This is a genomic window from Litchfieldia salsa (assembly GCF_900104555.1).
Lineage (GTDB): Bacteria > Bacillota > Bacilli > Bacillales > Bacillaceae_L > Litchfieldia > Litchfieldia salsa.
Map to the genome: position 1 here is coordinate 732,929 of NZ_FNJU01000001.1, position 14,903 is coordinate 747,831.

The window sequence follows — 14,903 nt, forward strand, 5'->3', positions numbered from 1 at the left end:
CTACTTTACCTTTCTATCTTTCTCAAGACATATTTTTTGATATTCCTTTGGACTAATGCCTACATATTTCTTAAATTTCTTATGGAAGTAATCAATATTGCAATACCCGACATGTTCAGATATTTGATACACTTTGTCCTCTCCCTTTGATAGTGCAACTTTTGCCTTTTCAATCCTTACCTGATCTAGATACGTATGAAAATACTCTCCTGTTTGTTTCTTAAACTTTTTTCCAAGATATGAGCTGTTATAGCTAAATAAATCAGCCAGTAATTTCAAATTCAAGTCTTCATAATAATATTGATCAACATAGTCTTGAATAATTTGAACCGTATCTCGATTCGATGTATTCTTATTAATCTTCTGACATACAGATACTAGTTCTTTATGAATATATTTCAGTAAATCCTGTAAGTTCTGATGCTCTAAAATCTGGTCCACCAACACTTCCTTTGAAGTAAAAATAGAAGAAGAATGATGCTTCTGTAAATACTGAAAAATAGATAAGGTACAATCCAGCACTTCAGCTTTCACTCTATCCCTTGAATAACATACTCTCTGATAGTATGTTTCTATCTGTGATAAGGCTTGCTCAATCTTTTCCAGATCATTAAATTCTATGAACCTACATATATTACTTTCTATTTCCTGGAGAGAATCGTTTGATTCATTCTGTTCTAGCATGTCATAGGTAAGAAAAGATTTATTACTATGACAAAAATAAACATCTTTTAATTGGATAATTTGTTGATAAGAATCTGAAATGTGTTCACTTCCTTTTACTGGACTCCCCAATAAAAAAGTACAATCCTTATTTCCATAATTCACTAGATTTTTAATGAGGTGTTTAATAAATGTCTTAACCTCTATTTCAGCCTTGTTAATAAATAATAGGTGTACTCTCTCGTCCTTGCGAATGGTTTTAATGGTTTCTTCATGTGTATCTAATTCAGTCATTAACCACCGATAACCTGTTTGATTGATTGGGTTTAATAAACTCGTAACCTGAAAACAATCATCCTGCCACACTTCCAATAAGCTTGCATCAACTTCATGATGTCTTCCTTCTATAAGCTTCTTAAGGGATTGCTCTTCATTGATCCGCTTAAATAGGGTTAACTGACTATTAATTTTTTCCTCTTGCGTCAATTCCTCTGTAACCTTTTCTATCGTACTTATGAGTTCCTCTTCATCAATTGGTTTTAACAAATAGGAGACAATACCAAGTTTCATTGACTCTTTTGCATACGTAAAACTAGAGTATCCTGATAGAATAATAAATTTACAATGAATTCCTTCTTCTCTTATCTGTTGAATTATTTCTATCCCTGTAAATCCTGGCATTCGAATATCGATTAATACCAATTCTGGCTTCAGTAGACGAATTTTGTTTAATCCATCTCTCCCATCATTACCAACACCACAAATATAGTACCCATAATCAGACCAAGAAATAATATTTCGCAAACCTTCTCTTACAATAGGCTCATCATCAATGATTAATACTTTTCTCATCGTTATCCAATCCTTTCCTTAAGGGTAAATTCATGGTGACAGTTGTACCTTGAAACCTTGTACTCTCCACCTTCAGACCAAACTCTTCACCATAATGCAGCTTTATTCTTTGGTGAACATTGTATAGTCCAATATGATTGGTACTAGACGGATCCTCTGGTTGGTTAAGTCTTAATCGTAGTTTTTTTAGTACTGAGTCAGTAATACCAATTCCATTGTCATTTATCTCAATCACCAAATATCGGTCATTTTCGCTGACAATGATTTCAACTTCTCCTCTACCTTCCTTATTCTCTAATCCATGAATGACTGAATTCTCAACAATCGGTTGTAGTAATAGTGGAAACACTTTATAAGTTGAAATATCACATGTAATTGAAATATCGTATTCTATCTTTTCACCAAAGCGTAATTTTTGAATTTCAAGATATCTTGTAACAATATCAATCTCTGATTCAAGTGGAACTGGTTGATCCGTTCTTTCCAGACTTGATCTCATCATTTTACTCAATAACTTCACAATATTAGCCACTTCCACATCATTATTCATAAACGCCTTCATCCGAATCATTTCCAGCGTATTATATAGAAAGTGTGGATTGATTTGGCTTGATAACATTTTGAATTCAGACTCTTTTTGCTTTCGTTTCCACTTTTCTTCTTTGATTTTGTGAATATAGACTTCGTTAATAAGCTTCTTTATGCTTTCTGCTGTGATTGAAAGCTCACGATATACTTCTCCAATCTCGTCTTTTCCTTCTATTTGTTTTTTTATCTCAAAGTCACCTTTTGACACTTTATTCATTGCGTGTTTCAAAAGATTTACTCTTCGGTCAAACGTCCTGATAAATAGAACAATCAACGATATTGAAATTAATATACAACCTATTACAACTATAAAGCCCTTTAACAATACTTGATTAGGTTCCTTCATAACGTCTTTCACAGGAATGATTGTAGAGATTTGAATACTATCTTCTAGAGCCTTTACTGGATGAAACGAAAGAACATTAACCTTAACCTCTTCATCATGATAATTTGTATCTAAAACATAATTACCTAGTCTGTCTTTTTCACGACTATCTCTTAAAAAGGTAGGTTCAAATCCGATTAGATCGCGGCTTTTCGTATGAACGATTGTTTCATGGTTTAAAGAAATATAAGCATCATACACTTCATTCTTCGAGATTTCATCTAATACATCAGGTGAAATGTAAACACATAAGACCCCTAGTAAGACATTATTTGAAGAGTAAACAGCTCTGGTTAAAGTTAAATATTTTTGATTCTTCCAATGATCTTTTTTATAAATCCAGCTTATATATCCTTTTTTACTCAATGCTTGTTGGTACCAATTTTCTCTCGTTACTTCATCATCAGCATAAATAAAATACGAGTTGGTAATCATATCCTTTGTCATAAAAAATTGAATATTTTCAATCTCATTGTAATATTTTAAATATTCATCAAAAATTGGATATAAATTATAAGCATTATAGATTTCTAGATTGTTTTCATAAGTTGGTAATAGTAATTTTTCCATATCTTTATTCATATAAATAAGGTCTGCTATATTTGTTGCTCGATTAAAGATCGTATTTAGTCTCATTTCCAATTTTTCAATACTTGCATGTGTTTCATTCAATGACTTATTTACTACTACTTCTCGCATCCCATAGGTAAGGTAGATACTAACTAGCACGATTGGAACTAAGGTGACGACAATGAAAATACCTAATAATTTATGTCTGATTCTTATGTCTGTTAAATTAGTAAATACCTTTTTAAGTATGTTCATGGAAGTTCCCCCAACCGTTCCTAGCAATGTATAAAATTCCTACTAAGATGCTTATTAGAATTATATAGTACGATTCAATTATTAGATAAAAAGCTAACAAAATACTTTTCCTACTCAAATAACTTGTAAAACGCTTTCATTTATATCCAAAAACTCTCAAGACACTTTCAAAAGAGAAGGTTAGACTATGTAATAGTATCTGTTTTACATAGCCTTTCACATACCTTCATTCTACATGACAATTCAAATGTTTACCATTGGATTAGATATACTAGCCTTCTTATATCTAGAGGGTGAAATCTATGAAAGCTTGTATATTCTCGTTTAATTGTAATCTGATTAAATCACAATCTGTGTTTACTTCACATCCTGAGTACTGTTTGATTACTAAATTCTCTGCATGTGGAGCCTTAATGACAACTTGCTGTTCGATAGAAGATGTCAAATATAGCTTTAATGTTCTATCTTCCAAATCCCATAACACTTGATCTGCTATAATTTGTTTTACTAGCCTTACTCCTTCTAGAGTTCCTTTTGAGAGTTGCTTCGGGATGGCACGAAGTAACACAATTTCTCCAGGAACAGCATCTATAATCATTTCATTGATGATTTGCGGGATTGCTCCATTTCCATCAACATTAAATAAATGACGCTGATTATAATGTGAGGTAATTAGCGATGGAAACATCGAATCATTGACCACCATCATCTGCAATATTTCATACACTAAATCACTTTTGTTAAATTGTGTTGCACATAGGGCTGCATGCATTCGGCCATGTGTGGAAGAGGTATCACCATCATCGCTTCTTAACCAAGCATCAAGCCTTTTTTCTAAGGCAACCTTAGAAGCTTCCCATAATAATGGTTCCGTTTGGTCATTAAACTCTCTACTTTGAAAAACAGAATACAAATGGGAAAAATGGCGATGGTTATAGTTTTCACCTTTTCCATCTATACTCCATTCCTTTAGAGCTCCTTCATCATTAATCATGTAACCTGGCAGCTTTGATAACATCGTTTCCCACTTTGTAATCTCTGGTGTATCTATCTTTAATTCCCTGTGGCTGTTTATTAAATTCCGAAGTACTTCTTTGGCTACCGCAATATCTTGGGTTGCATTATCACCACATCCATTTTCTGCTGAGTAGGATGGCGTGAACCGGTTTGTTCCATCAGAATCTTCTATTAGAAAATCCTCATAAAATAGCGCACATTCTTTTAGATACGGAATCGTTTCGTTTTCTAAAAAATTCTTATCTCCTGTAAATAAATAATATTGATAGAACCAGTGCCCTAACCACCCAGCTCCACATGTCCATAGATGTAATGGCCATTCATCATTCCAATGAAACTGTCTCCCACTGTTACTTGAATGAGCAGTTGACATAATTCCCCTTGAACCATAAAAGTATTTCGCATTATCTCGAAACCCAGGTAACAATTCCTTGACTAGTCTAAAATATCCATGTAACCCTTCATCCATGTTACATGATAAAGCAGATGCAATTGATAGCTGTACATTTGTATCAAATGTAAAATCTCCACTCCATGCAGGGGTGAATGTTCCTGTCCAAATTCCTTGTAGATTAGGAGAAAGTTCCCCAGCACTACACATAAACATATACCTTCCAGCATCATACATCTTTTCAATTAAGGCCAAGGGTAAAACCTTTGATTCCTTCGCTTCACTAAATAGATCTTCAATGGCTCTTATTCGTTGTTCATCCGAACATAAATTTAATGCTACTCGATGAAATATCTCTTGATGTAGAGCTTGATGACGATTAAACAGTTGATTATACGTTTCTTCTATTTTTTCTAGTTCTTTTTCAAAAAGCTGATTATCTAGCTGAGTGCTTTTTTGAAACGGAACGATCTTTGCTATTAGTAAAACATGTTCAGCTTGTTCGATATTAATCCTATTATCCTCGAGTTTTATCTTTCCTTGTGGAGCTTCAATTTTGATAATAACTTGAAATCCACCAGGTTCCATCACATAGTTATTTCTTACATGAATATAGTTAATTCCAACCTCACTCTGCTGATTCATTAATTCATGTTGATATTCTTCAAGAAAGAGTGTACACGATACATTTTGCTGACTATTTTCTATTGTATGAACGATGACATCATCTGCTCTAGAAACGAATGTCTTCCGGCTGTGTCTAGTATTTTCAAGGTCCGTAAAGGTTACATGTATCTCACCTGATTCAAAATCAACACTTCTAGAATAATGACTTGCAGATTGAATAGGTAAGTGAATATTCAAATGAAATCCAGGGTGAAACGGATCGCTCATTTGTAACCCTTCATACCCCAACTCTAGTGCTTTCTTATAATAAAACTTGATTGCTTGTTCGTATCCATCTTCTTTTATCATCGATCTGAATCGTTCCAGAAAAGGCGACATATCAGGTAACGGCTTTCCAGTTCCAGTGGGTAAATATAATCTCGCATGGTTCCCAATAATGAGCTCATTTTCTGGATTTCCTAACACCATTACACCTTGAATGCCATTTCCACTTACTAATGATTCTTCCCAGCTGTCCCCATATGTTTTATTCCATGCACCTCTGATTGGCACATTATTTATCATTGTTTTCACTTTTCCACCAGCTTTCAAAAGATCTGTACAGTTGTAATTGAAACCGCTCCCTCAAGGAAGATATACACATCATGAACACCCTTTGAAGTAACAAATGGCAAATCAATATGGTTCCATTGATTTGAATCATTGCTCACTATATCTCCTACTGCTATTACTTCTGAATCAAGATGATCAAACATAACTGATACTTTTCCCGATCGACCATCAACACTAGCTTGTATCTGGATTGTTCCACTTTCCTTGCTAATCTGTACATTTTTAAAGCAAATCCAACCATTACCTGAATTTGTTACACAATTAAGGTTTTGTACACCTTTACTTAAATACACATCATGGTAGTCATTATAATTCTCAGCCTTTGTTACAGTGGTTAACGAACGGTAGGAGAGTTCCTTCCCTTCCATTGTAATCCTCTTAGATAATCTAGATTCATTACTTGAAGGACCCACCGATAAAATGCAAGTCCCTGATTCAAAACAATAGTCATCATTATCTACATCCCAAAATGATAATTGCTCGGCCTTTATGGTAAAATCGACTCTTTGTTTTTGGGAGGGCAATAACACCACTTTATCAAAGTTAACTAACAGTTTTTTTGGCCGTTTCACTTTTGAACCCTGAACCGTGGCATAAATTTGTATCACTTCACTTGCGGTAAACTCACCTGTATTTTCAATATCTAGACTAAGCTTGATTTCTTCCCCATCTTTTATTTTCTGACTAGAAACTTGTATCGAGGAATACTCAAATGTGGTGTAACTAAGTCCATGACCGAATGGATAAAGTACCTCTTCGTCAAAGTACATATATGTTCTATTACCTTTGATAATGTCATAATCAAAAAGGGATGGTAGTTGTGTAATGTCTTTGTACCATGTCATACTTAATCGACCTGATGGTGACTCGTCTCCATAAAGAATGGAAGCGACGCCTTCTCCCAACATTTGTGATCCATGAGAAGAATACAAAATGGCAGGTATTTTTTTATCGATCCAATCTAGTGCAAAAGGATAACTTCCTATAACCACAACGATTGTATTGGGGTTTGCTTCATATACAGCCTCAACTAATTGCTGTTGTCGTTCAGGAAGGATGATATCGGGTCTGTCTTCTATTTCCCTCCCATTAAGCATTGGGTTATTCCCAACAAATACAATGGCTACATCACTTGATTTAGCTAATTTCACTGCTTCCTCTATGCCTGATGTAAGAACTTTCTTTTCAAATAATTCCGCTTGATCAGACATGATTAACTCATCTTGATTTGATACAGATAATGGCTGACCATTCCATCCTGATAAATGATAGATTTGTTCATTTTTACTAATTGGTTGAAAATGAATCTTTTCTTTCACAAACCAGCCAAACGCTTCCTCGTTATTTGCTTCGAAGGTTTCCTTTTTCTCTATTTGACTAATATACTTATTTCCTGCCATATTTTTAAGGAGATTACTATTCCATCCCCATTCCTCTATTTCAAACGTCTCGTGTAAGCCTATTACCGGACTATTCACTTTGATGAGATTTTGATCAGACACAGTTACATATTTGTTTGTCTTCAAAGATTTCAGCGCGATCTGATCATGTCCACTAACATAGTGTATATCTGCATTCTTTAATCTACTTCTCAACCCTTGCATTGGTGTAATTTGATACTTTGAGTATCCTGTATACCAATCCCTGTAGATCACATTCGCAGTTGGTCCAATCACTGCAACCTTTTTTGTTTTCTCTTCATGAAGAGGTAATGTCTTATTTTCATTTTTTAATAACACAATAGATTCTTTTGTTGCTTTTAAACAAACTTCCGCATGTTCCTCTGAGGACATCTTATTTAAATCAACATGATAATAAGGATTTTTCGTAGAATCTAAATCAAAGTGTCCTAATCGGAATCGTACCTTGAGCATATTCCTGATTGCCTGATTAATATCTTCTACTGAAATTAGCTTCTTCTCCAAAGCATCATAAGCTGCCTGTTCAACAAGTTCTTTCCGATCTACAAAACAGTCTATCCCTTTTTTCAGTGAATCTGCTAAGGCTTCTGCATAATTATCATAGTATCGATACTGCTCTACATTTAGTGTTAATGCACCGCCATCACTTACGATAAAGCCATCCATTTCCCACTCTTTTCTAACAATGTCCCTAAGCTCATTGATCTGCATGGAAGGAATACCATTCACCCCGTTGTAAGCAGTCATCATTGATAACGCTTTTCCTTCTTTAAATGCTGGCTCAAACGCCTTCAAGTAATACTCTCTTCGATTTCTGGGATCGATACTATTTGATGTGTATTCCCGTCCATATTCATTATTATTTCCGTAAAAATGCTTAGGCGCTGCGACTAGTTTAATATAAAACTGGTCATCACCTTGCATCCCTTTAATTAATTCAGTAGATAATTGACCCGTTAAATATGGATCTTCACCATACGCTTCTTCTGTTCTTCCCCATCTTGGATCACGTTCCATATCAATGGTTGGAGCCCATAGGGTTAAACCTGTTTTTTTGTCATTTAATTCGTAAAAGATTCGTGCTTCATCACCAATGACATCTCCGACTTCTCTTAAAAGCTTTCTATTCCAAGTACTAGAAAGTCCGATTGGTTGTGGGAATACAGTTGTTTTTCCACCTTTACGATCTACTACACCATGGGCAGCCTCTCCACCAACATGGTATTCTCCAATACCTAATCGAGGAATCTCACTTTGAGACGTCGACAATAAACTAATCTTCTCATCCAAAGATAAATCATTCATTACATCTCTCAATCGCTCTTCTATAGTCAGTTGAGTATTCCAAAATGGAAGAGTACCCTTTGTCATGCATTTTCCTCCCTATTTTAAAAGGTTATTCATATAGTAATAATCTTAAATAAATCCTTATCCAGACTAAATGTAAGCGGTTAAATAATTTTATCATAGGGCATTTTTTTAAAATACATGTCTAATGAGACGTAAAATCAGTCAATAACTAGAGGTTTAAAATAGTATAGAACTACCTAGCAGATTTAGTACAACATCAAATTAAATAGCCCCACCTAAAAAGGGGGGCTATCAACTCCTGTTAATTGAAAGTTAAGATTTCTAGTTTTCGTTACCATTTTCAGTAACGATGTTTCCAATCACTTGATTTCCAGACTTTATTAACTGATAAGATACCTTCTCTCCACTCCAGAAATGGAATGTTAAGAATACATCTCCATCATTAATTTCATTAAAGAAATTCTGTTTTAAGACTACTTGATTATTGTCATAAAGCGGCTCAAAGGTATAACCGAACTCTTTATAAGATGTCCACCCCTGAGGACCTGCATTACTTCCATCTGCATATTTAGCTTCCATTGTAGCTAATTGATCACCATTAAACTGTGTTGGAATCGAAAAATCACTCGTTGTTCCTTCTACACTTTCCACAGTAGGTGTCTCATAAGCTATAACATTTATTTCCCAATCTACACCTTGATTAAAAGTTGCAGTTAAAACAGCAGTTGTGCCAATTTGATTAGAAGCTGTAAGCCTTGTTAGAAGACTCTTTTTTATCGTTAAGATTGATTCGTTCAATTCATAATCTAGTCCAGCCTGGAGGTCTTTCCCATTTAATTTTAGTGAAACAAACTGATTACCATTTAATTGGAGACTAAGCTGTTCGTCTGCAATATCTGCTCCTTTTTTCAAGTAGATAAAATCAGAATCTGCCGTTGCCGAGCGTGTCTTCCAACTGGTTTTCATCATGTTATATAATGCAGGATTTGACCATTTAAAAGATTCACGTCCGAAATGTTGGCCATTATCCCATAACATGTGGATTAGTTCTTTTTCTTGTGCATAATGGGTCATAAACTCAAAAAATTTAAGCTTCTCACCTTGTTGGATTGTACCTAAAGCTGTATCAAAGCCAAGCAAACCATATTCTCCGATAACGACCGGGATTCCTTTGGCAGTAAATGCCTCATGAACGCGGTCAAAAGTGTTGATAATATCATTTTTCGTATCTTCCTCAAAGCGAGTGTAACCTGCTACGTTCACACTAAATGGCCAGAATCCGTAATAATGAACAGTCGAAATAATATTCGGGTCATTCAATTCAGTTATCGTTTCAAGAAGTGCATTTATCTTATGCTCCTCAGAACCTGTATGTAATGTTGGCAGCACAAGTGGACGAACCTTATTTTTCCCACCTGATTTTCTAATGATTTCATGGAAGGAAACATTAAGCTCATGTAAATATTGATCTTGTTCCACAGAAGTTCCAATAAATTGTGGTTCATTTAGACTTTCGAACATTAACTGGTTAGGATATTGTTTGAAACGTTTGGCTAGTTGCTTCCAAATGGCGTTATATCTCTCAACAGTTGCATCATGATCGTTTTTCATTCCATCACTAATCCAAATCCAAGAATCATGGTGAATATTAATCATCACATACATACCCTCATCAATAGACCATTGAACAACTTGCTCTAATCGTTTAAGGAAGTCAGAGTTAATCTTATAATCAGGTCCTGGAGCCATTTTCTGATCAAACGTTACCGGAATTCGAATGCTTTTGTAACCTTGTGCTGCAATTTTTTCAATGAATTTCTTTGTTACATGTGGATTACCCCAGGCAGTCTCATCCGTTCCGACTGCATCAAATGTATTACCCAAATTCCAACCAGGCTGCATATCAGCAGCATATTCCTGGATATCGATATCCTTCTTTTTTTTAGCATTTGAAGCATCGACACTTTGCCCTGGTGAAGTTACGAATGAAGTCATCATCAAAATAGCTACTAACAAAAACATAAATCCTTTTCGACCGAACATAAAAACACTCCTTTTTAGTTGTTTTTGCGTTATTGTAAACGCTTACCAAAATTTATCATAGCTTTATGGACATTCATATACATAAAACTAGATATAAAATAAGGTACAAACAAGAGGTTTATCTTCGGTTTTGGATTACACGCTAAAACTCGAGAGAACTACCAGCAATTGTTTTCAATCAAGGAGGTTTATGCCGGTGGTTCCACGATTGGATTTTAGCGAGTTGATTTAATCAGTAATAACTAATCCTAATAAAGATGAGAATTGAATTGCTTGATGAGTAGATACTTTACAACCATTAAGGTCAGCAATAGAAACTGTAAGTGACTCAAATGTAGAATTACTAATATCAATTCCTTTAAGTGATGTTTTTTCAAAGTTAGCACTGTTAAGATTGCATAATTTGAACTCCACATTCTTAAAGATACAATCATAAAAATCTGAATTAACTAAGGATGCATCTTCAAAACGAACTTTTTCGAATTTAGAATTTCCTAATGATGCTAAGTTCAATACGGATTGATCAAACACAACATTGCCAAAACGAGATTCTGTAAAGTCTACCCCTAGCAATTTGCAGTTCTTAAATTCAACTCTATGGATAGAAGAATTATTCATATTAGCATTAGAGAAATCACAATTTTCAAAGATAACATCGATCATGTCTATATTGCTAAAATCAGTATTGTTAAACTTGCTATTTTTAATGACCATTTTAGATAACCGCACTCTATGTAGTGCTTCATCCGTAAATAAAGAATCATTAATGATACACATTTCAAGTTCTGGATCTTCTTCATAAAAGATATCTTGAAAGTTTTTAACAGGTAAATTGCTTACAATTTTAGGTGAATCAATTTTCATCGAACTACCTCTTTCATCTTATTTAATCGTCCTTAGTCATCATAAGAAATTTCTCATAAAATAAAAAGACTATATTTTTCTTACTAATTGTGTGCAATAGTAGAAAATCTAGTAAATAATTCAAGGACGAATTGCAGAATTAGAAAAAAGCGACCAAAAAAGCTCAGATTATATCTGAGCTTTCATTACTACTTTGCATATGAAATCTATTCATTTATTTTAGCTGTTTTCGTATAGATTGTTACTTATAAAACCGCAGGCTGAATACCATTTCAATGTTTTATATCTAAAACAACAAACTTTTAGAAAACAGCCTTTATTTTAGATCTCCTTAAATTCTATCCAGCCAATCTCTAAACCAGGTTTGATAAAATCTAGCTTTAATTCATATAGTCCTTCTTCCAGATTAATCTTTACCAATTTTTGTTTAATCCATTGTCCTTCTGTACCATTCGTTTGAATAGTAGTCATCAGCTGCTCATTTAAACTAACATTGCAAACCGTTTGAGATAAATTAGTTTCCTCGGATTTTATCTTTACAATAATGCGATAAAAGCCAGGGTTATCAACCTTTATAAAGGTTGATGTTGAAGTATTCGGACTAACTTGTGAATCTCTTGATAGATCATGAACCTCAGCTGGTGCGAGTGACGAATTTGCTTCAAATGTATTTACAAATTCATCAATTACTTGTTTCCTCGAAAAGACAGGTGCATGCATTAAGAATTCACAAATATTAATAGCAGAACGTTGTAATTCACCACGTGTTAAAGTTTCTGCTTTTATTGATTCAATGGTATTGTCATTTGATGCATTTATCTCTGCACCATAGTTATTAACAACCATATATAAATCGTTTTGTGCCCGAATCATAAAGTTCGTGTTCTTTGTATCTGCTGGACCTCCAAAGGCAACATCGTTCATTTTAGCCCACCAATCTGTCATTACAATTCCATTAAATCCCCATTCCTTACGAAGAACAGTTGTGTTCAAATCATAATTTGAAGCTGCCCAATGACCATTGATTGGATTATAGGATGTCATAATCCCCTTTGCTCCACCTTGTCTAACTGCCATTTCGAATCCTTTTAAATAAATTTGTCTCAGAGCACGTTCAGAAACAACTGCATCTACGTTATTACGCTCATGTTCTTGACTATTACAAGCAAAATGCTTAAGTGTAGCATTTGATCCGCCTTTCATAATTCCCTTTGTTGTAGCGGTAGCAAATGCTCCTGTAATGAGTGGATCTTCAGAGAAATATTCGAAGTTACGGCCGTTTAAGGGACTACGTCTAATGTTTAACCCAGGTCCAAGTAACATATCAATGTTATTGCTAATTAACTCTTGTCCTTCCATAACATAGAGTTCTTCAACTAAATCAATATTCCAAGTTGCAGCAAGCAAAGTACCTATAGGAACTTGTGTTGCTTTATGTCCACTATCCATCCGTATACCAGAAGGACCATCTGCAGTACAACCAACTGGAATTCCATAATTAAATAGACTGTCACTAACCCCACCAAAAGCAGAAGCAGTTCCAGGAGTAACTAATGGACTACTCATCCCTTCTCCTCGAACAATTGTTGCAAGGTCTTCATCGCTTAGCTGGGCTATAAATGTCTCCATACTTACATTGTTATCAAATACATCCTTTAATTTATAGCCTTGATTACCAGTTTGTTTAATTGTAGCTGGTAGATTCTTAAGAATACGCTCTTCCAAAGAACTCTTTTGTTTTGGTACATCTTCATATGTTAACTCATAGGATCCATCTGCTTTTTGAACCCCTGGTTTCATTCTTGTGAAATCCTCCGTTGGTGCCAACACCTCAGTTAACTCTTCTATCAGTTGAAGTGTCTCAAGATGTAATCCCTCTTCTGCATCAAACAATACCTTTTTAACATTCTTAACACTGTTTCCTACATAGAAACAGTACACTCCCTCTTCTAACACATATGAGGACGGATGACCTGTGATTCCGCTATCATCATATGAAGCCATGCTGTTCACTGGAAATCTAATTGTAAGTGATTGACTTCCACCAGGTTCTAGTAGACTCGTTTTCTCAAATGCCGCTAACACTTTAGCCGGTTGACCTAACTTACCTTGTGGCGCCTCATAATAGACTTGCACTACTTCTTTACCGGCATATGTTTCCCCAGTATTAGAAACTGTTACATCTATTTCAATGACCTTTTCTCCGTCTATTGTAACTAGTTTTGCATGCACTGGATCAATGAAAAAATCTGTATATGATAACCCAAAACCAAATTCATGTTGAACCTTTTCAGGACAAAACGTCTCAAAATAGCGATAGCCTACATATATGTCCTCCTGATAAAAGTTCCTAACCTTACTTCCATGGTTACTTGTTGAAGGATAATCAGAAATAGAATTAGCGATAGTATCAGGTAATTTCCCGCTTGGTGTTACATCACCAACAAGTACATCAGCTGCGGCATTTCCACCTTCCATCCCGCCTTGCCATGTATAGATAACTCCCTGTATAGGGTATAAGATACCCTCATCATTTATCCAGCTCATATCAATAATATTCGATACATTTAAGACAACTGCTATCTGTTCAAAATGACTACTAACTAATTTAATCATTTCTTTTTCTTCATAGGTTAATAGATAGCTACCTTCAACGGCTGCGTTATCCTGATCTTCTCCAGCTGTTCGACCAATGACAACAACCGCCTTATCAGATCTATTTCGCGCAACGCTTACTAGTTCATTTGTTAATGGCATTTCCTTTTGATGCCAAGGCTCGGCTGCCCAGCCACCACCTCCATCATCAAAGGGATTTTCTTCAATCCAATTTTCATAGACAGATGCTAGCTCCTCGTTTACTACTATTTCTTTCTTACTTCTTAGACCATCTAATAGATTCGTAGTATATTCAACATTTACACTACCACCTGAACCTGTTCCACTACGATAATAATCGATTTGAGTTCTTCCAAAAACGGAAACCTGCTCCCCTCTTTTAATAGGGAGAATTTGTCCCTCATTCTTTAATAAAACTGCCCCTTCTGCAGCAACTTTTCTACTAAATTCTGCAAAACCCTTTAATGGAATACCGATCTGTTGATTACTCATTTTGTAGCCTCCATTTTCTTCTTTATTAACTAAGCACTATCCATAAGAATGTGATCTTTTTAATCCATTTTAACAGTAAGCGGTTACACTAAACACATCATAAAACAGAGTAAAAATCAGATAAAAATTAGCTATGTTTCTCTAATAGGTTAATATGTAGAAATAGAAAAAGACTGCCCTAAGCTCGCTTGAATTT

Annotated in this window: 7 protein-coding genes; all 7 read right to left on the reverse strand. The window is 34.8% G+C overall.

The annotated features are described in order from the left end of the window. The 7 genes from BLQ56_RS03165 to BLQ56_RS03195 all read right to left on the reverse strand — a co-directional run bounded on the left by BLQ56_RS03165 (position 1) and on the right by BLQ56_RS03195 (position 14,707). Complete coding sequence (locus tag BLQ56_RS03165) at positions 1-1,515, reverse strand: response regulator transcription factor (protein ID WP_090849795.1); 1,515 nt, start codon at positions 1,513-1,515, stop codon at positions 1-3. Then, positions 1,493-3,313 carry a sensor histidine kinase gene (locus BLQ56_RS03170; protein WP_090849797.1) on the reverse strand — a complete coding sequence of 607 codons (1,821 nt, stop codon included), beginning with the start codon at positions 3,311-3,313 and terminating at the stop codon, positions 1,493-1,495. Before BLQ56_RS03170 ends, BLQ56_RS03165 begins: the two co-directional genes overlap by 23 nt. Positions 3,314-3,599: 286 nt before the next feature. Then, the gene (locus BLQ56_RS03175; RefSeq protein ID WP_238457171.1) at positions 3,600-5,912 is read right to left on the reverse strand and encodes a glycosyl hydrolase family 95 catalytic domain-containing protein; all 2,313 of its coding nucleotides are present in this window, start codon (positions 5,910-5,912) and stop codon (positions 3,600-3,602) included. Between the two features lie 23 nt (positions 5,913-5,935). Next, positions 5,936-8,752, reverse strand: coding sequence for a glycoside hydrolase family 3 C-terminal domain-containing protein (locus tag BLQ56_RS03180; protein ID WP_090849801.1), 2,817 nt, complete (start codon positions 8,750-8,752; stop codon positions 5,936-5,938). Between the two features lie 261 nt (positions 8,753-9,013). Continuing rightward, the gene (locus tag BLQ56_RS03185; protein ID WP_238457151.1) at positions 9,014-10,735 is read right to left on the reverse strand and encodes a cellulase family glycosylhydrolase; all 1,722 of its coding nucleotides are present in this window, start codon (positions 10,733-10,735) and stop codon (positions 9,014-9,016) included. Positions 10,736-10,963: 228 nt separating this feature from the next. Then, positions 10,964-11,599 (reverse strand): pentapeptide repeat-containing protein, encoded by a 636-nt coding sequence (locus BLQ56_RS03190; RefSeq protein WP_090849803.1) that lies wholly within the window; start codon positions 11,597-11,599, stop codon positions 10,964-10,966. A 321-nt stretch (positions 11,600-11,920) separates the two neighbouring features. Then, positions 11,921-14,707: a glycoside hydrolase family 3 protein gene (locus tag BLQ56_RS03195; protein WP_090849805.1), complete on the reverse strand. Its 2,787-nt coding sequence runs from the start codon at positions 14,705-14,707 to the stop codon at positions 11,921-11,923. Between the last annotated feature and the right edge of the window lie 196 nt (positions 14,708-14,903).

Excerpts from the sequence above, each read along its gene's own strand:
- BLQ56_RS03180 (WP_090849801.1), bottom strand. The coding sequence starts at position 8,752 with ATGACAAAGGGTACTCTTCCATTTTGGAATACTCAACTGACTATAGAA.
- BLQ56_RS03195 (WP_090849805.1), bottom strand. The coding sequence starts at position 14,707 with ATGAGTAATCAACAGATCGGTATTCCATTAAAGGGTTTTGCAGAATTT.
- BLQ56_RS03165 (WP_090849795.1), bottom strand. The coding sequence starts at position 1,515 with ATGAGAAAAGTATTAATCATTGATGATGAGCCTATTGTAAGAGAAGGT.
- BLQ56_RS03190 (WP_090849803.1), bottom strand. The coding sequence starts at position 11,599 with ATGAAAATTGATTCACCTAAAATTGTAAGCAATTTACCTGTTAAAAAC.
- BLQ56_RS03175 (WP_238457171.1), bottom strand. The coding sequence starts at position 5,912 with ATGATAAATAATGTGCCAATCAGAGGTGCATGGAATAAAACATATGGG.
- BLQ56_RS03185 (WP_238457151.1), bottom strand. The coding sequence starts at position 10,735 with ATGTTCGGTCGAAAAGGATTTATGTTTTTGTTAGTAGCTATTTTGATG.
- BLQ56_RS03170 (WP_090849797.1), bottom strand. The coding sequence starts at position 3,313 with ATGAACATACTTAAAAAGGTATTTACTAATTTAACAGACATAAGAATC.